Origin of the sequence: Priestia sp. YIM B13489, assembly GCF_042787645.1 — a bacterium.
Classification (GTDB): domain Bacteria; phylum Bacillota; class Bacilli; order Bacillales; family Bacillaceae_H; genus Priestia; species Priestia megaterium.
Map to the genome: position 1 here is coordinate 1,417,103 of NZ_JBHZOQ010000053.1, position 22,585 is coordinate 1,439,687.

Genomic DNA, 22,585 nt, shown 5'->3' on the forward strand with positions numbered 1-22,585 from the left:
TGTTTTTCATAAAAAGTTAGCATGAGAACATCATCAGAAATTGGTGTAAACATCATTTCTACTGCTAATCTAATTAGTTCATAAATCTTTATAAATGGTCTCTTTCTCTTCTTTATCATGAGAAAAAGGCAATGCAACATACATCGTTATCTTTTCTTTCTCACTTTCCGCCCATATTTCTCCTTGATGAAGTTCAACAATTCGTTTGGCAATGGAAAGACCAATGCCCGATCCTGCCACTTCGCTAGAACGTGCTTTATCCATTCGATAAAACTTATCAAACAGACAACTTAATTCCTCTGAATTAAGTTGATCTGTAGTATTAGAAATGCGTGTAATAACTTGTTTGTCGTTAGTATAGAGGTCTATCTCAATATCTCCACTTTCATGGCTGTATTTCTCAGCGTTCGAGAGTAAATTATCGAAAACGCGAATCATTTTCTCAATATCTAGGGAGATAAAAACAGCCTCATCAGGAATCTCTACTTTTACGGAAAGCCCACGATTTTCAAACATGGGAGTATACTCTCCTACAAGCTGATATAGGACTCCACCTAAGTCAACTTCTTGAAATTGCATGTCTACGTCAGGTAAAGACAACTTTGTATATTCGAATAGTTCATCCAATAAATTTTTTAATTTGAATGAAATGCGGTAGGTGGTTTGAATGTATTTTTCTAGCTCCTCACTATTTTTATACTGTTTATCTTTCACAAGTGTCAGATATCCAATAATAGAGGTCAGTGGAGTTCGTAAATCATGAGAGAGATTCGTAATTAATTCATTTTTTGCTTGTTCAACTTTACGTTCTTTTTCAAACCTTTGCCTCATTTGTTCGGTCATCCAATTGATGTTTTTAGCTAAGAATGACAGTTCATTTTTACCTTTCACGGGAATGGAATACGTCCAATCTTTGTTCACAATTCTGTTGATTCCCTCTTCAATCTGCTTAATATACCGTGTAATAGGCCTTGTCCATAATAGAAACAAGGCAAAAAAGATGAGCACACTACCTCCAAGTTCCATATAGACTTGATAAATATATCTATTCGGACTAAAAATAGAATCAAAAGAAGGTCCTTCAATAACGAGGTATCCGATATCATCTTGAAGGGAAAGGAGCGATATAAAAGAAGAATAATGTGTATTAAATGATTGATTATCCGTGGGTTCATCTTCAAGCTTTTGTTTAAGTAAATATTGTATATTGGTATTTTTTATCTTTTGGTTATTTGAATGAAAAAGAACGTCTCCTTTGGCATTTGCTACTAAGAACCCTAAATTAGGATGAGCATCCGTTATAGGATTTAGCGTTGAAGCAATGTGATCTATATCATCTAAGCTCATGTGCTTCTCTTCCAAGGAATGAGTGAGTTGGGCAAGGAGCTTTCTAATGGTCTCTTCCTCTTTTTGTTGCTCTATTTGTTGGTTGCGAATATCCCCAAATTGAGGATTGATAAAGATGAAAAGAAAAAAGCTAAAAATAGATATGACCAAGGAGAGAATAAAGATAAGGAATAACTTTGTGTTCAAATTGACTGATGGGCGTCCAATCTTATCTGCATTATTTTTTGTTTTCATGCTTTATAGCCTACGCCCCATACTGTCTGAATATAGATTGGTTTTTTAGGATTCTCTTCTATCTTGTCCCTGATTTTTGTCATATGGACCATAATCGTATTATCCGACTTATAAAAGAGTTCTTTCCATACAGTTTCATAAATCTGTTGAATACTAAATACTTGTCCTTGATGCTGAAGTAACAAAGAGAGAATTTGAAATTCTTTAGGAGTTAAACGAACCTCTCGATCTCTTACAAACACTTCATTTGTTCTTCCGTCCACTTTTAAGTCTCCCTTTTCTAAGAAGTGGGAAGAAACCTCTCTTTCAGGGGCCATATAGTATCGACGAAGTTGAGATTTTACACGCGCCATCAGTTCTAATGGGTTAAAGGGCTTTGTAACATAGTCTTCTGCTCCACTGGCCAGAACGTGAATTTTATCCATGTCTTCTGATTTAGCTGATAAAAAAATAATGGGCATGGTATATTCTTCTCTGATTTTTAAGCAAGTATCTATCCCATTCATCCCGGGCATCATCACATCTAGAATAATCAGGTCAATTTTTTGTTTTTTTAACATATCCATAGCTGTTGCAGCATCCGGTACATCTACTACTTGATATCCTTCATTTTTTAAATAAATGGACATAAGATTTCTGATTTCGTCTTCATCGTCGACAATAAGGATGGTTCTTTCTGACATGTTTCTTCACTCTTTCTATTCTTAAATTCAATATAAACTAGAGAACAGGAGTAGGATTAGTTGTTACATACGAATACATAAGCTGGTGGAACATTTCTATACACTTTTTCATACTGAATCGTAGTAAAAAAGGATTCAAAGAAAGAGCGTTTTACTTTCGAATACTGGAATGTAATGAACTTGCCTTCTGGTCCCAGCAAAGATCCTGTCTCATTTAAAATCTGTGTAGAAATAGTTCCTGGTAAGCTTGTAAAAGGCAATCCAGATACGATATAGTCTATTTTTTCAATGCCATATTGTTTTAAATAGTCACTTATATTCTCAGCAGAGTCATGAATAATGTACACATTCTCGATATGTCCATATTTCTTCTTTAATATGTTATAGAATGTTTCATTGGCTTCTATCGCTAAGAAAATGGTGTCTTTCCGTTTATTTTGAACAATTTCTTCTGTAAATACGCCTGTTCCTGGACCATACTCAATGATACACGTTATTTCCTCAAATGGTATAGGCTTCATCATTTTCTTAGCTAATGATTTAGAGCTCGGCATAATAGCGCCAACTGCACGCGGGTGTCTCATATATTCTTGAATGAAATGCATGGCATTCATCTATTTCTCCTCGTTTCTTCAGATGATAGGTTATAAACAGTAGTTTAATGCTAAAATCTTAATACGATACGAGGAAAAACCTTAACAATTCTTAAGAAATACTTATGAAAAGATAACTTTTATAAAGAATCTAAAAATAAATGTTACCTGCTGTTCTTAAGAAAGGGATACCGTTGGTTCTTTTCTTTTAAGAACTAACGGTACCCCTTTTTGATTTTATAACTGTCAAGTCGGGTAGGCAGGCACTCTCACGAGCGCCTGCCCCCCTAAGAACCGTACGTGACAGATTTCCCGTCATACGGCTCAAGCCTTCTTTTTATCCGAACAACTTATCTAATACACGGTACATGTACTAGTTTAGCAAATTCACCTGTAGAAACCTCTAGGTTTCGTACTGTAACTTTTTCTCCATTTTGTAGAGTTTGTTTACACAACGCACAACGATATCCTTGTTTTCTTGCGAGTTTCATCCTATCTAAAGTATTTTCGCTATTAAAGACCTTACGGTCTCTTTTTTCCCAATACTCTCTTAGACTTGGATCATCTGGGCTGTTTTTATAGGCTACCATGACATGCCGTTCTATCTTAATCCAGGACATCTTTAACAATTGAATGTTAGTAACTGGACATGTGAGAATCCATTTATTATTCCCACCGTGGTGGGGCTTCTTAAAATAACGCTGGCTAATCCATTTTCTCGACTTCTTTGGATGCAATTGTTTCAAATGCTTTCTCACTTTTAGGAAAATATAATTGTCCATGTAGCTGTAAGTCTTTTTGGATACGACATGTTCCCAATACTGTCCGTAGCCACGAATAATCGGGTTTAAAACACGTATTATTTCTTTTACTGGTCGTCCTCTCATCACAGAGAACGTATCCTTTATCTTGTTTTTAGCCTTTTTAATGCTTTCTCTGCTAGGTTTGATAAATAATTTCTTTCCTTGTCCCGTATTATATTGACGCAGCGAGAAGCCAAGAAAATCAAACCCGTCCTCAATATGTGTAACCCTAGTTTTATCCATACTAAGTGTAATTCCTCGTTTTTGTAAGTAAGGAGCGAGGTTTCGATACATGCTTTCCGCGCTTTCCTTCGTTTCCGTTACGATGACGAAGTCATCTGCGTAGAGAACACGTCCTATCTTACATTTGGGGTCGATTTTATATCCTCCGTTTGGTTTGTATGTCTTTTTATAAACAATACCAATCTCTTCTTCCATACCGCATAAAGCGATATTAGCTAGAAGTGGAGACACGATCCCCCCTTGAGGGGTTCCTTCTGTTGTCGTATGAAGCATATCCTGCTCTATGTATCCCATTTTAAGCCACCTTTTAATGAGAATGTTTCCCGGAAACATAGATGTTTGTTCCACTATCCACTTATGATTAAGATGGTCGAAACATCCTAAAAAATCTCCTTCGAATACCCACTTTTTCTTGCTATTGGTGTTAAGCTTCTTAAACAGATTACTTATTGCATCATGTGTACTTCGTTTGGGACGAAAACCGTAGGAAGTAGGTTCAAATTTGACCTCCCATTGGGGTTCAAGTGCGTTTTTTACTACGTTTTGATAGACTCGGTCTCGCATCGTAGGAATACCCAAAGGTCTTAGCTTTCCGTTTTTCTTCGGAATAAACGTTCGTTTTGCTGGCTTTGGACGATGACGAAAGACATTGCATTGAACTAGTTGTTGATAAAGTTTGATACGTTCATTTGGTTTTGAGGCCGTATAGCCATCTACACCAGGTGTTCGCTTACCGTTATTCTGTTGTGTTACTCTGCGAATAGAAAGCAGTAAATTTGCTTTACTCCGAAGGAGTAAACGTTGAAGTTTCCTTACTTTTCTTTGTTGATTTTGTTGTTCGGCACGATAAATTCTTTGTCGTAACTTCGCTACATATTTTTGTATAATACTCCAATCAATAGAGTACCAATCTTTATGCGAGACGTGCGCCGACGCTCGTAGAGAGGTATTCATAACAGCACGCTCCTTTTCGTTAGAAGATAGCCACAAATTTATTTTCGTGTTGAAGACCCATGAGAAGTGGGCGCTCTTTCGAGCCTGTCATTGTCTGTAAAACCGACAGTATCCGTCCAGTTATACAATCATTCTGCTTTCCTGTTCCTTTTCAGGGTAACGGCTTTCGCTTTTTCTCATATCCCATACCCTCTGTCACATTGTTTGACTTTACAGTCATCCTACTGCTTATGCAGATGACATAGGGCTTACCAAGTTTCACTTTCTACAGATGCAATAGGGGAAGGCAGGTTCTTTACTCCGGGCAAGATGCGGGACGCATCAGAGTAGCTTTATGAATCTACTGTTCCTCTTGCCAAGACCCAAGCAAAGCTGTGCATTATCTTGAGCTAACCTTGACGAAGCTTACAAACCTTCACTTTCGTTTGCCGTGCCTATTTTCTCCTAGCAGTATTCTGGACCATGCATTTGTCCTCTGTTTCCACATTTCCTCATGCAACCGACAGACTCGTTACCAAGAATGCCGTTTCGGATGGAGATCATCTTCGCGTCTAGATGAGTAGCGTTAGCTACACTGTAAGAAAGCGACTTCTTGTCGCACCATAATGTAAATTATCGATAGAAAAAGTACTTGAATTAATTCAAGTACTTTACAAATAGAACCTTATCTTGATTAGGTTTATTCCCCTGTTCAATTTCAAAACCCATTTTAGTATGATAAGCAATTGAAGCTTTATTCACAGGAGAAGTCACACAGCGAACAATATTACGGCCATTTTGTTTAATTACGTCGAAAAATTGATTATATAAATGTCTCCCAATACCTTTTCCCCTGTGCTGCGGATGAATTCCAACAAAGTGAATATATGCTTCATTCGAATAAGATTGAGATAAGAATCCAATTAAAAAGCCTATGATTTCACCTTCTTCTTCAACAATAAAGCTAGTATTTTTAAAATGATCAAAAAAAAAGCTTTGGCAACAAGTCAGACATTTGTCTTCCATTCCACCATTCGTTGATTAACGGTGATAGTATATAATAATCTGATCCTTTCACTAAGCGAACTGTCATTCTGATCTCTCCCTAATTTATTTATGAATTTACTTAAATTGATGCTATCACAGGAAGAAAATGTTATGTTGTTCTTTCTTTTTTTTACTAATAAAAGTTTCGAATGCTAATATGAAAAGTGAATATAATATACAAAATCAGTTAACATAATCACTCTTTCCGGAACCAAGCAAAAAAACGATTCCTTGGTACACAAGGGCTCGTTTGCTTTTTGAATTTATGCTTTATGCAGCTTTTTATACATTATTGATTTGACAGTCTTTCTTTAAGTCCCAAATTTAAATTCTTTGTATAAAAAACAGATGTTTTATGCAGCCTTTAATTCTCATCTTTATATTCCTTAAATATTAAAATAGCCAGTATGCCAATTACAATGGCCATTGTCCAATAAAGCCATCCCCAATTTAGAAACAAACTATTTATTAAGTTTATTAGCATCGCGACTGGCAACATGGAATTTAACCATTGTCTATATTTACTATCTTTATCAGGGTCAATCTTTCTAAAAAATAATCCCACACTTAGCCTCCTTTTTCATTCCTCTATATGTAACTACCTCATTCACAATGTAAGGTGTTAGCAAATTATGGCCAAATAAAAAAGTAATACAGCAAACCTAAAGTGTGATGTATTACTTTTTTTCATTCTCACTCTTTTCATAGTTATATAGCATTATCTTTATAATGATTAATATCAATAATGTACACAAAGTATAGTATCCTGGCCAAGTTTTTCCTTTCCAAACAAAATTGACAAAGGCACTAGACAACAGGAGCCCTGCTACAACCCAAGAGTAAGATTCTTTCAACTTTCTCATTTGAAATTCCCTCGCTAGCTATACATTTATTCCTTAATTATCCATCATATCATATGTTAGGTAGTTATTCATTTCCATTGGTCATATAAAGCGATTTTACACCAATTTAATAAAAATATAGGTTTTCTATAAGTTCGTAAAAGTATACTTTTGTAGTTAACATAAGACATGTTATCGGAAAAAATTTTGTAATAAAAGAAGCTATATAAAAAGCAGATGATAAAAATTTATAGTTATTTTTACGCAATTATGAAACTTTTTCCATTTATAGACGTACTACTTGTAGGTGGCAAAGGGTTCAGAACACGTTTCCTTGCAACAAGAAAGGTCAGATTTATTTTTTGTGATGAAAACATACTTCGAGGTGAATACATGAGTAAACAAACAGTATTAGACATTAAAGACTTATCAAAAATTTATAAGAGTGAACAGCAACAAGTAGAAGCACTAAAAGATATCTCTTTTCAACTGTATAAAGGAGAAATGGTTGCTGTAATGGGGACAAGTGGTTCAGGGAAAAGTACGCTCTTAAATATTTTAGGTGCGTTAGATGAACCTACAACGGGATCTATTAAGGTAAATGGAAAGTATTCAAAAGAAATGTTCCAGGAACCTCAAGCCTCGTTATATAGAAGAGACAATATTGGTTTTATCTTTCAGTCCTTTCATTTGTTAAAAGATTTAACCGTAGAGGAGAATATTTCCCTTCCTTTAATTCTAAAAGGAGTAAAAGAAGGACTCATTACGTCAAAGGTACATCAAGTGATGGAACTTATAGGACTGACAGAATGGAAATCTCATCGACCTGTTCAGCTGTCAGGTGGACAACAACAACGTGTAGCTATAGGAAGAGCCATTATTACAGAACCTCCTATCATCTTAGCTGATGAACCTACAGGAAATTTAGATTTTAATACATCTGTAGACATTTTAAATGCTTTAGTAGACACAAAAACAAGACTTAAACAGAGTATTTTGTTAGTCACGCATGACCCTCACGTGGCCACGTATGCAGATCGTGTGCTATTTTTTCATGATGGCTATATTGTAGATGAATACAAGTGTAATGCGCATAACGATTTAGAATATATCTTGGAGAAGTTTAAGCTGATTACGAAGAGGCAAGTAGTATGAAATCATTGAAAGGACTTGCATTTAGACTTTTTCGTACCAATAAATTTATTGTATTTTCCTCCATACTTAGTATCGCTATTGCAGTCATGCTGACTTTAAGCATGGTTTTATTTTCATTTAACGCTCAAAGTACTCTAAAACATGAATTGAAGCAGATGTATGGAGATATGGATTTATCTGTGGGGTTTAACATCGATCAAAGTAAAGTTGTTTCACCTAGCTTAACAGAGCAGATAGCACAAAATAAGAACGTGGAGCAACTATCTAGAGTATCAATCACGCATGTTACCCTAGATAAGATTAACTCTTCTACCTACACAGCAGGTGTAGAAAACAGTGACTTGGCAAAGAGTCGTTATCATTTCAAACAGTTTTTAAACGATGATTCTATAGCGATGAATAAAGCGCTAGCTAAAACATTACATGCTAAGGTTGGAGACAAAGTGTCTATTCAAGGTCACTCCTTTACCTTAGTAGAAGTCATAAATGACCTTGATGCTACAGGTATTGCTCCTGACATGATCCTAATGAATCAGAAAACAGCCAAAGAGTACAACAGATTAAATGAGCATGTACATGCAGATGCTACCTACTTATTAATTAAAGCAAAAAAGGGCACGAATGTATTAACATTGTCGAATCAAATTAAATCGTATGACAAAGATTTAAGAATCGATGTAGCAGAGCAAGATCCATTTGTTAAGAATAATCTCCAATCCTTACAAGTGTTTGTTATTGTATTATTCTTCTTAGTGTTAATAGTGACTTCACTCTTAATTATTTCTAACTTTGAGTTACTACTTTATAAAATGAAAAATCAATTTGCTATTATGCGCTCATTAGGAGCCACTACAAAGCAAATAAGCCAATTAATTTTCACTCAAAGTATCATTATTAATTTTTCAGGTATATGCATAGGCCTGTTAGTAACTTTTTTAAGTCAAAAATACGTTTATGCATGGATGGGCAAATTCTTTAAGATTTCTTCATCTCCAACACAGTTTCATTTAGGAATTGCACTTATTATCGCTTTATGTATCTTTATCATCATTCAATTGTTTTTATTGATACCATCTTATAGAAGCGCGAAAATATTACCTCTTAAGGTTATGCAGAAAAATGAGCGTTTAGATTTTGGCTATTCTAAAGTTAGAGTCATTCTTTTTAAGATTTTAATAGGTGTATCTTTATTCTTACTAATAGCTAGTCAAGTGCTGCCAACTAGGGGTGAGTATGGGGTCTTTTTCCTACTAATAGCTGCTGTTGTTATCCTATTGGCGTTCTTTATCATTTTCCCTGTATGGTTACCCCAAATTTTAGAAGGACTATTACCTTTTGGACAAAAAATATTTGGCCAGGAATATTACATAGCGATTAAAAATTTAATCCCTCAAGTCAAAAAAAATACAATGATTGTTTTAACAATAAGCTCCTTAATGATTATTGCTGTGTTTGGATCTGTTACCTTAAGGACTATTCAAGTAACTGAACAGGAGAGTTTAAAAAATGATTTTCGAACTCCTATTGTTGTTGAAACTCGACTTTCTAATACAAAAATAAACTCTAGAGAATTGACTAAAGCAGTAGAAAAGTTACCGGATGTGGAGTCTGTTAGTAATTTTAGCACTTTAGGATTGGCGTATTTACAAGAAGAGGACAAAAATATAAATATAGATTATGCAGTAGTTGATTTAGAAAGGTTACAAACACAAGGGCTAATGTCTCAATTAAAAAGTAAACCTGCTGATAATAGCTTAATCATATCTGAGCGTTTTGCAAAACAAAATCATTTAAAAGTAGGACAAACCGTTCAATTAGGAGAGTTCTCTGAAGCTAAACAAGCTGTTGAGCCAAATGGAAGCTATATCGTTACTTCTATAGAGAAGCAGATGTTAAATGGTGCGGATGCCTATCTGGATTGGAATAATGGAAAATTGATGGATGTTGATTTCTATTCACTTTATGTAGATTCTACACATATAAAAGATGCAGTCAATGAGCTTGAGGGAATAAAGAGTCAGTTTCCTGAAATTAAAATCAGTAACTATGAACAATCCGTTAAACAAGCTACATCCATGTTTTATCAACGTTGGGGTATCTTTATAGTAGTAATAGCAACTTTGGTTGTCTGTACAATGGTTGGTGTATTTAATTCGCTGGCAAATAATATCTACTCAAAAAGAAAAGAATATGCTGTACTGCGTACAATGGGCGTTAAGCCTAAAGGAATTCGAAACATAGTCCTTTCACAGGTTACTACCTATATCATAATTGGATTAATCATAGGAATAGTATTAGGGATTATATTAACCTATATTTTATTACTCGTAGATCCTGGAAAGCTAATTATCGACTATAAAGTACTAGCAGCAGTTATTGTAACGATGATTACGTGTAGTACCATTTTATTTACTTATTTGGGTAATAAAATTGGGAACCAGAATATCTCTTTGGAAATAACTAATGACAATAAATAAAAAGGATAGAAAAAGCTACTGGTTCGTCGCGAATCAGTAGCTTTTTCTGTAGCATATTAGAAGTTCATCTTAGATATCTAAAGGCATTTTAAGTAGTTTCCTCATAGCACTATATTGTATGCGTTAAATTATTTTAATAAAAAGGTAATTAAAAAATTCATAAAACATTAATCTCTAACGAAAGCAACGGCAAATACCAATTATATATTTTCGTCTTTTTTATAAAAATTTAGGCCAAACTCCAATTAACATTGTCTAATAAGTATAAAAGGAAAAAGCAGAGAGGAAGGATTTCAATTATTAGGATTGTTAAAAAAGCTCAAAAAGGTAATGACAAAGCTTTTTTGAAGCTTTTCCAGACATATGAACAAGATATTTATCGAATGGCTTATGTCTATGTTAAAAATAAGGACGATGCCTTAGATGTGGTTCAGGAGGTAGCATACCGTTCTTTTAAAAACATAGATACATTAAAAAAGCCAGAATACTTTAAGACATGGTTAATCAAGATTACCATTAGGTGTGCAATCGATCATCTAAGAAAGAATAGCAAGGTCGTTCAATTACATCCAGAACATGAGGAAATTATCGGTTCAGATATTGAAGATATTCCCCTTACATTATCCCTTCATCAATTAGTGGAAGAATTAAATGAAGATGAAAAAAGTGTTGTTATTTTACGATTTTATGAAGGCTATTCTTTTAGGGAAATAGCTGAGACGTTGACCATTCCTTTAGGCACGGCCAAATCTATTTTATATCGTGCTTTAGCTAAACTTCGTAAACAAGTGAAAGGCGTTGGTATTTATGAAGAATAAACTAAAACAAGAACTTGAACAAATTGAAATTCCAAAAGAATTACATATGAGAGCCAAACTCGGTGTAGAAAAGGCTAAATCAGAGCAACCCAGAAGAACGTTTAAAAAAGCAATTGTATTTCCGGCTGCCGCAGCTTTATTCCTTATAGGTTCCGCAGGTGTAGGCGCAGCGACATTTCCAAGCTTCAACCACTTACTATCTCTTGTTAGTCCCGACATTGCCTTGTTTCTTCAACCTATTGAAACCACTAGTGAAGATAAAGGAATAAAAATGAAGGTTATAGGTGCCATGAACGATGACGAAATGGCTGTTATTTACGTTACGATGCAAGATTTAACAGGTAATCGCCTTGATAAAACGCTGGATCTTTATGATTACACATTAACTGACGGGCATATGTTTAATAGCCAAATTGTTGACTACGATAAAGATACAAATACAGCCACATTACGAATTCAAGCAAATGGAGGCACAAACTTTAATCATAAAAAAATCAAATTGCGAATAAGCTCTTTCCTTAGCCAAAAGCATAAGCATGAGGGAATCAAGATAGATACTGATCTGTCGGAGCTAAAGAATAAAAATGTAGATACAATCTCTCTTAGCACAGATAGTACATCCGGAGGAGGTGGGGAAATTACTGACCAACTCGACACGGGAGAAAGTATAGAAATCTTAAAGCCTAACGAAACCATTCTTTCTCTGCCCAAAATAAAATTTATGCATGTATCAAATATTGGATTTGTGAATGGTCAACTTCACGTTCAAACAAAGTGGTCCGATGAAGATATAGATAGCCATGGAGATTTTTATTTAGTTGATCCTTCGGGAAAGAAGATAAATGCTTCTTCTAACATCTCTTATGGAGTAGATAAATCAGGGGAAACTGTTTACGGAAATAACTACGTAGAATATATTTTTGATGTAAATAGTAAAGATCTTAGTAAGTTAAAGCTTATGGGAGACCTTGTATCTAATGGTAATTATACAAAGGGTGATTGGAGTACTACATTTAAATTGCATTCTGTAGAAAGCGAAAAAAGTCTGATCTTTAATGAAGACTTTGGCAGTTGGGAAGCAACTAAAATGACCCTTTCATCACTAGGTGTGACACTATACGGAAAAGGCCAATTTAAAGATACTGACGATATGAAAGTTAGTGTGGAAATGAGAAATGGAAGCATTCAATCACTCGACTCATTACAAAACTTTAGTGACAATAAAAGTGTTAAAGCTAAATTTCTACCTTCTTCTCCTTTAGATTTATCGAAAATTAAAGCAATTAATGTAAATGGTGTAGTTATCAAAGTATCTAGATAAAAGAAAAAGCTAAGTTTCTTACTCCTATGAGTAAGAAACTTAGCTTTTTTATTGTTCATTATTTCAGAGGCTACCTTAATATTAATTTACTAAGATTACAACACACACAGTCCGTAAAAGTATACATTTTTAGTTACCATAATGTAATTTATAAAAAACAAAAATCCTTTAACATCAATAGTTTTAAAGGATTTTATTTTTATTATTAGGTCTACATAAGCCTAATTTACATTTTTTTCATATAAAATCATTGACTTTATTAGTACCTAGTACTAATATCAGTTTATATATCTTGGTAAAAAAGAAGGGTGAATATAATGAAATCAACTGCACGTATTACAGCAATAGGTACATACGTACCAGAAAAAAGACTTACCAATGACGATTTAGAACGAATTGTAGATACGAACGATGAATGGATTGTGAAACGAACTGGCATGAAGGAAAGAAGAATTGCTAATGAAAACGAATATTCTTCTGACCTAGCTATTAAAGCAATTGAAAACTTAGTGAAGCAATATCAGAAAGATTTAAAGGATGTAGGATGTATCATTGTCTCAACTACCACACCGGACTATGCATTTCCGAGCGTAGCAGCCCAAATACAAGATTACTTTGATATTCCTGCGACTGGGGCTCTAGACTTTAACGCTACCTGTGCTGGTTTTACATATGGATTACACATGGCAAACGCCTTTATTACATCTGGACTTCATCATAAAGTTTTAGTCGTAACTGCAGAAACGTTATCGAAGGTTACAGATTACACGGATCGTACTACGTGTGTTCTATTTGGGGATGGGGCTGCAGCTGTTTTGGTCGAAAGTGATGCAGAGCGCCCAAGTTTTATTGCTACGCATATTGGTACAAATGGAAAGGGAGGTAAACATGTATACCGCACCAATTTATCTACTACCATGCATGGACAACTTTTGAGTTCGAGTGGCAAGATGGTGCAAAACGGAAGGGAAGTATATAAGTGGGCATCTCGAACAATTCCTTTAGGTATGGCTGAATTGCTAGAACAAGCAAACCTACAAAAGAGTGAAGTAAATTGGTTTGTTCCACACAGTGCCAATTTACGAATGGTTGAGTCTATATGTGAAAGATCAGAGTTTCCAGTTGAGAAGACATTAACTAGTGTCGAGTACATGGGAAACACTTCTTCCGTTTCCATTCCTCTAGCCCTACAAATAGGGATAAACGAAGGGAAATTAAAAGATGGAGACGTTCTCTTACTCTACGGATTCGGAGGAGGCCTTACCCAAGCAGGTCATATTATTAAATGGGATTTAGGTAAGGAGTAAATAATTAATGTATATCATTTCAACAAGAATTTTACAGCAAATAATTTAAACAAAGATGATCCGCATGACAACACAAAAAGATCCTACATTATTTTGATGTAGGATTTTTTCATTCACTTCTATAAATAGAGTATGTTCATAAAAGTATACTTTTACGGACTGTTAGTTTGTATGAAAAATCTATTATTTCTATCATTCGTTTAAGTTTGAAAATGAATTACGAACGTCTTCTAAAATCCATACACTTTTACGGATATTTTTGGTGAAATAAGAGGAAAAAATGAGTAGAAAAATGGAAAACCGAAGATTTGGATATATATGTGTGAGTAGCCAAGGTCAAGGTAAAGGGCGTCAATTTCAATCTATATAGGAAGTGGACATTTCTCCTCTTGATATTTTTATCAATAAATAAAGTGGGAAAATTCAATCGAGAACAATATCAAATACTAAAACGAATGATTTGTAAAGGAAATATTCTTTACATCCCTTCACTAGATCGTTTTAGTCTTAATAAGGAAGCAATCTTACAAGAGTGGAGTGCGATAATAAAGAAGATAGAGGCAGACATTGTAGTCTTGGATATGTCTTTGTTAGATACTACTCAGTATAAGAAAAATCTCAGAACATTTATTGCGGACCTAGTTCTGCAAATTATGTCTTGGATGGCCTAAAGAGAATCGTATTTGCAAGCGCCAACGGGAGGGGGACTGGTGCTGCATTGAATAAGGGTATATCGTTTGGACGGCCTAAAGCTAAAGTCAGTCAAGAATTTATTGAAGCTTATAACCGATAGAAAAGAAAAGAATTTACAACTGTAAAAGTTATGAAGGAAGAAGCTTTTTCTACTAAGTATATAAAATTTGAGAAATTATGAAGAACTTAAAGAAAATTGAGTTTCTTAATTTAATTGATTGGCCTTTGTAGAACAGAGATAAAGAAGCTTTTTACGTTTAATAGAAGAACGTAAATTTTTATTTTAATAAAAACAATATAATATAGAAGAAACTGGTCATAAGAACTATATATGAGATGCATTTTCTATAGAAATAAAAAAGGACCTTAAAATTAAAAGTCCTTTTTATCTTCCTATTAATCTAATTAGAGATAAACTAATTAATTTACTCATTTTGTATTTAAAGTTCTTTATTTACTTTAAGTATAATTTCTTTTTTGCCAGCACGGGCCCATATTACAACTGGAATTAATATTAGAGATAAAATACCTCCACTTAATGATAGAATTGCATAACTTGAATGAGCAACAACCATTCCAGATAGAGCACCACCTGATGCACCTGTTAATGCAATTAAGACATCTATGGTCCCTTGAGTTTTAGCGCGTGTTAATGGTTCTGTAGAGTCAACAATTTGAGCAGTTCCACTTATCAGACCTAAATTCCATCCTAGTCCAAGTAAAGAAAGAGCAATCACCATGAGACCCATCGACCCACTTGTTGCCATAGCTGCTACAAGACCTGCCAAAAGTAAAGTGACTCCAGAAGCAATAGTCATTGCAGTTCGACCTATTTTATCAATTAGAATTCCTGTGACTAGTGAAGGGAGATACATGGAACCTATATGAGCACCAATAACAATTCCTACTGCACTTAAACCATGGCCATTATGTTCCATGTGTACAGGCGCCATGGTCATAATAGCAACCATGACGGTTTGAGTAAGTACCATAACTGTAGCACCAATGATTATTCCTCTTTTATTATTTGCATGTCGAGGAAGTGCTGAATTATTTTGATTGTCAAGTTCTTGTCTATTTTTTTCTATTGCCTTTGCTATCAGTAAGGGATCCGGACGAAGCAGTACGTAAAATACAAGCCCAGCTAAAATATAAGCGAAAGCTGCTAAAATGAATGGTCCTGCAAGTGCTGGAACATTAATAGCTAATGATAACTTTCCCATTACATCTACTAAGTTTGGTCCTGCAACTGCTCCAAATGTAGTGAAAACCATAGCCATACTTACAGCAGTTGCTCGTTGATTTGAATTGGCTAAATCTGTCCCTGCATAACGAGCTTGTAAATTGGTTGCTGTCCCTGCTCCGTAAATAAGTAGAGAAACGAATAGAAGAAAGATACTATTTATAATTGCTGCAATGACAACCCCAATTGATCCAATTCCCCCAGCTATAAAACCTGTCGCAAGCCCGACACGGCGTCCATATCGCTGAGACAGCCTTCCTACTATTAAAGCAGCTCCTGCTGATCCTAGAGTAAATATAGCAGCCGGTAACCCTGCTACTGCATCTGTCCCAAGCATTTGCTGGGCAAGAAGTGCTCCTACAGTTACCCCCGCAGCAAGACCGGCACCTCCAAAGATTTGTGAAAGACCTACAATTAATAATGTTCTCTTGTACAGCTGTGCTTGTTTTTCTGCAGAATGAATGTAAGTTGATTGTCTATCTAACTCTTTTACACTATCTTTATGTAACATAATCTAACCTCCCTTTCTAGAAAGCAAACTATATATATTTATACTCCCTATCCTCATTCCATGTTTATCCAAATAGGTTTAAATAATCTTAACATGTAAAAAAGAACCATACAATATAATAATTGTATGGCGAACAATATTAGATAATATCTTTTAGTAAACGTTTAAGAATAATCAATCCTTGTTCAAGCTCTTCAAGTGTTTCTGACGCACAAACAGATACTCTTACAGCTCGTTCTGGGCAACTATTGCCAACTACAAAACGTTCAGCTGCATACACTTGTACCCCTTGCTGTGCAGCTAGGTATTCAAATTCCGCGCCTGTCATTTTTCCTGGCAATAATAACCAACGAAAAATTCCTGTATCTACACCTAAACACGTATAGTCTGCCAAATATCGGTTCACAAGTTGGTTTCTACGAATTGCTTCTTGCTGATGCCCATCTATTAAGGTTTCAAATTGATTAGATACTATAGTTCGCGCTGCGAGTTCTGCTAGCAAAGGTGAAACTGAAATATTTAAATTATAAAGCGCCTTTGAAATTGGTTCTTTAAATTGACGTGGCACTGCTACATACGCTAGTCGTAGACCCGGTGCTATTGCTTTCGATAAACTTGCAATATAGATGGCCTGCTCTGGGGCAAATGATGCGACTGCTGGTTGTGGATTTTGGTTGAGTAGATGATAAGTCGCATCTTCAATAATGAACTGATTATACTTTATTGCAATTGCTCCAATCCTTTTTCGGTTCTCAACAGACATACAGGAAGTAGTTGGATTATGATAATCTGGGATCAAGTAAACGCCCTTAATATTGTCATTTTTACATGTGTGTTCAAAGGCTTTTGGATTAAATTGATTATTCTCTGATTTAATCGGTACTAATTGTATACTTAGCATTGCCGCAACAGTCTTTAAGCCCGGATAAGTATGATGGTCAACACCAATACGATCTCCAGGCTGACAAAGACCCGCCAGTATGGCAGCTATTGCATTTTGACCGCCATTTGCAAATAAGATTTGATCAACTGTTGTTTCAAACCCACCTCTTCGGATTATCTTTATAGCTGCATCTTTTTGCCAAATACTTTCTCCTGTCCGACCATATCCAAACCATTTTTCGTAATCCGTATCTTGCACCATACTTTTCAGTTGGAGGACTAGTGGCTCATATGAAACATTATCAGGTAGCGTTGCTCCCATTTCAATTAAATGCTTTGGTTTTGTATCTGCAAGTAAATATGCATTTGATAACGCATCATAGGATACAAATGTGCCACTCCCAACACTTGCACTTAATAGCCCCTTTAATTCACACACTTTAAAAGCTTTTGAAATGGTACTTAAATTTAAGTCTAAATAATCGGCCAGCTCCCTCTGCGGCGGAAGTTTTGTCCCTGGTAATAAATTCCCATCTAGAATGTCTTGTTTTAATTGTCCGGCCAGTGATTGATAAATTGGTTTTTTAGTTTTATCAAATGATGGCTTCCAGCTCATCGGATAGTTTTCAAAAGAATTAATCGGCATAACACACTTCCTTTTTTATACAATTATAAGGTTGTATCAACTATAAATCTATTATAATTTTCTTTAATATTGCTCTCTGCAGTGAAAATAGAATAGCAATCATTTTAAAAAATTTACCCTTTTCTCTCATTAATATAGAAGAAAATAAATAATTCCTATCGGAATTCATTATATTTAAAATATTTAAAAAATTTTAAAAAATTTAATTTACATATTATTTTTTTTAATGTAGTATGGTTTTGTAAATATTTACATTGGTTCCAACTAATACAATTTTATGTTATTTTATATTCGAATTTAATTATGGTTTAATGGTTTATTAAGTAATAATCGTTAAAAATCCACAAATCTTATTTAAAATTATTATTTTTTGAAATTTTAAAAATCTATTTACGAAAAAAATTTTTTACTAATCTTTGTTATCAGAAAGTTTATTACTAGTAATTCTTTAATCTCAAGACAACTTACCTTATATTTATTCTAAAAAAACTATTTGCTTACATCTTTCAACTTCTGCTGATACTGAATATAAAAAATAATATTAAATTACAGAGAAAGGTGACGTTCTTATGATTCCAGTAAGTTTAAACAAAACACTTAGTGTAACAGAAAGTGCATTCGGAACCTGTGGAGAGCTTGTTCAGGGTTGTATCGATGGTCAGAATTTTATGATCACTTTTCCTGTATCTCTGCATTCTAATGTTGAAGCAACATTTATAAGTGGAGGAGAAATCATAGTTAGCCCTAGTTACAAGAAAAAAGCTGCAAAGGCTGCAGAAATATTGCTTAGCTATATAAAAGAATTAGGATTAATTAATAAGGATTTGGGAGTTTCCCTTAATATCGAATCGGATTTGATTGAAGGAAAAGGAATGGCTAGTAGTAGTGCCGATATTGTAGCAGTATGTCGTGCAGTTTCGAAACTCTGTAATTATCCCATTACCCCTTGGCAAATATCAAAAATTTCCGTTTCTATTGAGCCTTCAGATGGAGTAATGTATGAATCCTCAGTGGTGTATGACTTTTTTGAAGGAAAATTACTTCAAGAGATAGGTCCTATAATGCCCATGAGTTTAGTAACTATTGATTTTGGAGGTACTGTAGATACAGTTGAATTTAAGAGAATACCCTATACACAAGAAGAAGAAAAACAAATTTTTAAAGCCTATCATCTAGCAATACGTGGAATTAAAAATCGGGATATTCAACTTTTAGGAGAGGCTACAACGATAAGTGCTCTTGTAAATCAACGCCGGCACTATAAAAAAGAGTTGAATAATATTATTAATCTGATCCCTGAATTAGAAGCTTATGGAGTTGCGGTAGCCCATAGTGGATCGATTATATCCTTGTTATTTGATTTTAAAAATTATGCAAAAATTGAATTAGCTAAAAGTAAGCTTGAAGGTTTGTTTCCAAAAGCAATAATCCAAGAATTTAATGTATTAAGTAAAGAAAGTTTATCCAAATAATTTTATTGGAGGGATTTATGTGGTACAGAAACTTTTTCTCGAAGAACCTTATCTGAAGGAATGTACGGCTACTATTACTAAAGTAGATGGAAATAAAATTTTCTTAGATCAGACAGTTTTTTTTCCTGAGGGTGGAGGACAACTCGGTGATCAGGGATGGATTGAAGATTATGAAGTCATTGATACACAAAAAATTGGTGGGAAGCAATTTTTTCATAAAGATTTCCCCGTTATAAAGGTTGGTACAGAAATTGTACATATTTTAAAAGAACCCGTAAAAGATTTAGCCGAGGGAATGAAAGTTCGAGCGAAGATTAATTGGGAAAGACGGCATAAGCTAATGAGAATGCATTCTGCAGCTCATCTTGTTTATTATTATGCATTTGAAACTTTCGGAAAGATGCATGTGAAAGGATGTAGAATTGCTGAAGACAAAGCTCGATTCGACTTTTTTAGTCCAGATCGTCGTCTTGATCGTGAAGAGTTAGATAAAGTAGAAAGGCTTGCAAATTCAATAGTGGAAGATAATCTTCCTATAAGTAACTTTCCCGTAGAGGGTGAACCAGAAGCACTAGTGTGGGTTTGTGGCGATATACGCATTCCGTGTGGTGGTACACATGTAAGGCAAACGCAGGATATTGGCAAAATATCAGTTAAGAGAAACACGAGGGGGAGAAGTATAGAGAGAGTATATTTAACAATTGAAGACGGAAATTAGATTGAAGAATTCACAAAAGAAGATTTTTTCATCAGAAGGTATAGGTACATTATTATTAATACCCTGGATAATTTGGCAGATCTGGACAGGAGATAGCAGCTTTTCATTTTTCCCTCTAAATCAGTGGGGAATACTTATTTCAATGGGAATAATACATGCTACTTTAGTATTTAGCCTTTTCTGGAATAAAGTCCTTACAAGCTAAGCATGTAGGATTTATCATATATCTTGATCCACTTAGCCGGTCTCTTTTCAAAATTAGCACTCCGCCAATATTTGTATATAAGTACAATTTTCAGGGGGAGTATTATTGTTTTTTCCGGAATTTTAGGGGGGGATAATAGAGAAAAAAGAAACTGATGTTAATCAAATGCTATCTTAATATTACCTTATTTATATACCGATTTAAAAAACCTTCACAAAGTTAATAATCAATTTAAAAGCTTAAAATTGGAAAGGAAGATAATGATGTTTAGAGAAAATATAATAGAAGCAATTGGAAACACCCCCTTAGTAGAACTTAGGCTAAACCAATCAGCCGTAGGAAAAGTTTATGCAAAATTAGAAATGTTAAATCCTTTTGGTATGAAAGATCGGGCTGCAAAACAAATTATTATGGAGGCAAAAAAGAATGGAGATTTAAAAGACGGCACTCCAATCATTGAAAGTTCCTCTGGAACTATGGCGCTAGGACTTGCGTTGGTAGGTACTTATTTAGGACATGATGTTCATATTGTGACTGATCCACGTACTGATAAACTAACTATTGCTAAATTGAAAGCTCTGGGGTGTAAGATAGAAACAGTTCATGAGATGTCTGATCGTGGCTGGCAAAGTGCCCGTCTCGATAGATTAGATGAGCTTCTTCGTAATAATCCTAATGCTTTCTGTCCTCATCAGTACGAGAATATTGATAATCCAAGAGCTTATGAAAGTTTAGCAAATGAAGTCCTTAAAGAGTTGCCTGAAATTAATATTCTAGTAGCTTCTGCAGGTAGTGGTGGTTCACTTTGTGGAACAGCACGTGCTTTAAAGGAAAATAACCCAAATTTACGTGTGGTAGCCGTGGATGCTGTAGGCAGTGTGATTTTTAATCAACCTGATATACCTAATCGTTTACAAGGTGGACATGGAAATAGTGTAGTACCACGCAATGTAGACTTTTCAATAATAGATGAAGTTCATTGGCTCAATGATGAAGAATGTTTCTCAGCTACTTTAGAATTAGCTCAACATGAAAAAATCTTTGCAGGTAATAGTTCCGCAGCTGTTTATGCTGTTTCTCGTTGGATAAGTTCGCAGGTACCAGAAGGTACGAATATTTTAACTATATTTCCGGATAGAGGGGACAGGTACCATCATACTGTTTATAATGAAGATTATCGTAAAGAAAAAGGTATGAGTAACCTCTTTGTACCTAGTTCTCCGAAAATGGTTAACTACGGAGAAATTGTTGAAAATTGGTCATTTGCATATCTACAAGATGAAAAGGAGCCTGTTCTGTAAAACTAAGTAAAGGAAGATAAAATATATAAATTTTAGGGAACATTATTCAGTTTACCTTTTGAAAATAAAATAGTGTTCCCAACTATCTATAGCATTATAAATTGATTGAAAAGTATTCATTATATATCTGGTAACTTTTGCGGAGGCTTAATTAAATGGAAGAAAATGAATATTTCAATAATGAAATTGCTAAGGTTGCAAATTCACTTGAAAGTATAAACAAAAGTTTTTTTAAAATAGAAGAAAATATAAAGTTTGCTGATAAACAAAAAATATATAAGATACTTCATCACTACCGTTCTGCACTGTTCCCTAACACCTACGGTAAATTACCAATCAATAATACTAAAATCAATATTTTAATCGACAAGAAATTAAAAATGGTAGCTTTAGAGCTAAAAAATCTAATTAATAAAGTACTAATAAATAATGATAAAGATCAAAGTAATAATGATTTCTATGAATTTAAAGTAGATCAAATGGTTATGAAAATAATAAATAAGTTTCCAGAAATCAGAAAAAAACTTCAAAGTGATATTCAAGCAGCCTATGATGGAGATCCTGCAGCAATTACCATGGAAGAAATCTTACTTAGCTATCCCTCCATAGAGGCAATAAGTACACACAGAATATCACATGAATTATTTATTCTAGGGATCCCAATAATCCCTAGGATAATGTCAGAATATGCTCATCGGTTAACGGGAATTGATATTCATCCAGGGGCAAAGATTGAAGAGCGTTTTTTCGTTGATCATGGGACAGGTGTAGTGGTTGGTGAAACATGTACAATAGGAAGGAATGTAAGAATATACCAAGGTGTAACCTTGGGTGCTAAAAGCTTTTCAGTAGATCACCAAGGCAATATCATAAAGGAATTAAAGCGACATCCTACCATAGAGGATAATGTTGTTATATATGCTGGAACAACGATTCTTGGAGGAAAGACTGTAATTGGACATGACTCTATAATTGGAGGAAACGTATGCATAACTAGTTCTGTACCTCCTCATTCTAAAGTTTATAACTCTCAACCAGCACCAATCATAAAAAATACCATGAAGATATAAAAAAAGGATCCTGATTCAAAACCTGAAAATATCTTCAATTA

Annotated in this window: 16 protein-coding genes and 1 pseudogene; 9 read left to right on the forward strand and 8 right to left on the reverse strand. The window is 34.5% G+C overall.

What is annotated here, in order from left to right; translation table 11 throughout:
- Window positions 1-78 precede the first annotated feature (78 nt).
- The 6 genes and pseudogenes from ACFX4W_RS13105 to ACFX4W_RS13130 form a co-directional block, all read right to left on the reverse strand.
- Window positions 79-1,581 carry a sensor histidine kinase gene (locus tag ACFX4W_RS13105; protein WP_237074942.1) on the reverse strand — a complete coding sequence of 501 codons (1,503 nt, stop codon included), beginning with the start codon at window positions 1,579-1,581 and terminating at the stop codon, window positions 79-81.
- Window positions 1,578-2,264, reverse strand: a complete 687-nt coding sequence (locus tag ACFX4W_RS13110) for a response regulator transcription factor (RefSeq protein ID WP_237074943.1) — start codon at window positions 2,262-2,264, stop codon at window positions 1,578-1,580. Before ACFX4W_RS13110 ends, ACFX4W_RS13105 begins: the two co-directional genes overlap by 4 nt.
- 56 nt (window positions 2,265-2,320) lie before the next feature.
- Window positions 2,321-2,878, reverse strand: coding sequence for a class I SAM-dependent methyltransferase (locus tag ACFX4W_RS13115; protein WP_237074944.1), 558 nt, complete (start codon window positions 2,876-2,878; stop codon window positions 2,321-2,323).
- A gap of 329 nt (window positions 2,879-3,207) precedes the next feature.
- Window positions 3,208-4,857: a group II intron reverse transcriptase/maturase gene (gene ltrA, locus ACFX4W_RS13120; protein WP_377559498.1), complete on the reverse strand. Its 1,650-nt coding sequence runs from the start codon at window positions 4,855-4,857 to the stop codon at window positions 3,208-3,210.
- A gap of 636 nt (window positions 4,858-5,493) precedes the next feature.
- A pseudogene (locus ACFX4W_RS13125) lies at window positions 5,494-5,929 on the reverse strand (GNAT family N-acetyltransferase).
- A 318-nt stretch (window positions 5,930-6,247) separates the two neighbouring features.
- Window positions 6,248-6,448 carry a hypothetical protein gene (locus ACFX4W_RS13130; protein WP_218812993.1) on the reverse strand — a complete coding sequence of 67 codons (201 nt, stop codon included), beginning with the start codon at window positions 6,446-6,448 and terminating at the stop codon, window positions 6,248-6,250.
- A gap of 670 nt (window positions 6,449-7,118) precedes the next feature.
- Here ACFX4W_RS13130 and ACFX4W_RS13135 point away from each other — a divergent pair.
- From ACFX4W_RS13135 to ACFX4W_RS13155, 5 genes are all read left to right on the forward strand, one after another.
- Window positions 7,119-7,880: an ABC transporter ATP-binding protein gene (locus ACFX4W_RS13135; protein ID WP_308358887.1), complete on the forward strand. Its 762-nt coding sequence runs from the start codon at window positions 7,119-7,121 to the stop codon at window positions 7,878-7,880.
- Complete coding sequence (locus tag ACFX4W_RS13140) at window positions 7,877-10,357, forward strand: FtsX-like permease family protein (protein ID WP_377559200.1); 2,481 nt, start codon at window positions 7,877-7,879, stop codon at window positions 10,355-10,357. The genes ACFX4W_RS13135 and ACFX4W_RS13140 overlap by 4 nt, the downstream gene beginning before the upstream one ends.
- A 290-nt stretch (window positions 10,358-10,647) precedes the next feature.
- Complete coding sequence (locus ACFX4W_RS13145) at window positions 10,648-11,175, forward strand: RNA polymerase sigma factor (protein WP_098548504.1); 528 nt, start codon at window positions 10,648-10,650, stop codon at window positions 11,173-11,175.
- Window positions 11,165-12,496, forward strand: coding sequence for a DUF4179 domain-containing protein (locus ACFX4W_RS13150; protein ID WP_377559500.1), 1,332 nt, complete (start codon window positions 11,165-11,167; stop codon window positions 12,494-12,496). The genes ACFX4W_RS13145 and ACFX4W_RS13150 overlap by 11 nt, the downstream gene beginning before the upstream one ends.
- A gap of 317 nt (window positions 12,497-12,813) precedes the next feature.
- Window positions 12,814-13,803, forward strand: a complete 990-nt coding sequence (locus ACFX4W_RS13155) for a ketoacyl-ACP synthase III (RefSeq protein ID WP_377559188.1) — start codon at window positions 12,814-12,816, stop codon at window positions 13,801-13,803.
- 1,133 nt (window positions 13,804-14,936) lie between these two features.
- Here the strand turns inward: ACFX4W_RS13155 and ACFX4W_RS13160 are convergent.
- Window positions 14,937-16,250: an MFS transporter gene (locus tag ACFX4W_RS13160; RefSeq protein WP_377559187.1), complete on the reverse strand. Its 1,314-nt coding sequence runs from the start codon at window positions 16,248-16,250 to the stop codon at window positions 14,937-14,939.
- A 139-nt stretch (window positions 16,251-16,389) separates the two neighbouring features.
- Complete coding sequence (locus tag ACFX4W_RS13165) at window positions 16,390-17,778, reverse strand: aminotransferase-like domain-containing protein (protein WP_377559186.1); 1,389 nt, start codon at window positions 17,776-17,778, stop codon at window positions 16,390-16,392.
- 569 nt (window positions 17,779-18,347) lie between these two features.
- Between ACFX4W_RS13165 and ACFX4W_RS13170 the strand changes: the two genes are divergently transcribed.
- The 4 genes from ACFX4W_RS13170 to epsC all read left to right on the forward strand — a co-directional run bounded on the left by ACFX4W_RS13170 (window position 18,348) and on the right by epsC (window position 22,544).
- Complete coding sequence (locus tag ACFX4W_RS13170; protein WP_377559185.1) at window positions 18,348-19,250, forward strand: GHMP family kinase ATP-binding protein; 903 nt, start codon at window positions 18,348-18,350, stop codon at window positions 19,248-19,250.
- A gap of 19 nt (window positions 19,251-19,269) precedes the next feature.
- The gene (locus ACFX4W_RS13175; protein WP_377559184.1) at window positions 19,270-19,968 is read left to right on the forward strand and encodes an alanyl-tRNA editing protein; all 699 of its coding nucleotides are present in this window, start codon (window positions 19,270-19,272) and stop codon (window positions 19,966-19,968) included.
- A 468-nt stretch (window positions 19,969-20,436) separates the two neighbouring features.
- The gene (locus ACFX4W_RS13180) at window positions 20,437-21,474 is read left to right on the forward strand and encodes a cysteine synthase family protein (RefSeq protein ID WP_377559183.1); all 1,038 of its coding nucleotides are present in this window, start codon (window positions 20,437-20,439) and stop codon (window positions 21,472-21,474) included.
- A gap of 155 nt (window positions 21,475-21,629) precedes the next feature.
- Window positions 21,630-22,544, forward strand: coding sequence for a serine O-acetyltransferase EpsC (gene epsC, locus ACFX4W_RS13185; RefSeq protein WP_377559182.1), 915 nt, complete (start codon window positions 21,630-21,632; stop codon window positions 22,542-22,544).
- Window positions 22,545-22,585 lie beyond the last annotated feature (41 nt).

What these genes read in the sequence shown, in the direction of transcription:
- ACFX4W_RS13105 (WP_237074942.1), bottom strand. Translation starts at nt 1,581, where the DNA reads ATGAAAACAAAAAATAATGCAGATAAGATTGGACGCCCATCAGTCAAT.
- ACFX4W_RS13110 (WP_237074943.1), bottom strand. Translation starts at nt 2,264, where the DNA reads ATGTCAGAAAGAACCATCCTTATTGTCGACGATGAAGACGAAATCAGA.
- ACFX4W_RS13115 (WP_237074944.1), bottom strand. Translation starts at nt 2,878, where the DNA reads ATGAATGCCATGCATTTCATTCAAGAATATATGAGACACCCGCGTGCA.
- ltrA (WP_377559498.1), bottom strand. Translation starts at nt 4,857, where the DNA reads ATGAATACCTCTCTACGAGCGTCGGCGCACGTCTCGCATAAAGATTGG.
- ACFX4W_RS13135 (WP_308358887.1), top strand. Translation starts at nt 7,119, where the DNA reads ATGAGTAAACAAACAGTATTAGACATTAAAGACTTATCAAAAATTTAT.
- ACFX4W_RS13140 (WP_377559200.1), top strand. Translation starts at nt 7,877, where the DNA reads ATGAAATCATTGAAAGGACTTGCATTTAGACTTTTTCGTACCAATAAA.
- ACFX4W_RS13150 (WP_377559500.1), top strand. Translation starts at nt 11,165, where the DNA reads ATGAAGAATAAACTAAAACAAGAACTTGAACAAATTGAAATTCCAAAA.
- ACFX4W_RS13155 (WP_377559188.1), top strand. Translation starts at nt 12,814, where the DNA reads ATGAAATCAACTGCACGTATTACAGCAATAGGTACATACGTACCAGAA.
- ACFX4W_RS13160 (WP_377559187.1), bottom strand. Translation starts at nt 16,250, where the DNA reads ATGTTACATAAAGATAGTGTAAAAGAGTTAGATAGACAATCAACTTAC.
- ACFX4W_RS13165 (WP_377559186.1), bottom strand. Translation starts at nt 17,778, where the DNA reads ATGCCGATTAATTCTTTTGAAAACTATCCGATGAGCTGGAAGCCATCA.
- ACFX4W_RS13170 (WP_377559185.1), top strand. Translation starts at nt 18,348, where the DNA reads ATGATTCCAGTAAGTTTAAACAAAACACTTAGTGTAACAGAAAGTGCA.
- ACFX4W_RS13180 (WP_377559183.1), top strand. Translation starts at nt 20,437, where the DNA reads ATGTTTAGAGAAAATATAATAGAAGCAATTGGAAACACCCCCTTAGTA.
- epsC (WP_377559182.1), top strand. Translation starts at nt 21,630, where the DNA reads ATGGAAGAAAATGAATATTTCAATAATGAAATTGCTAAGGTTGCAAAT.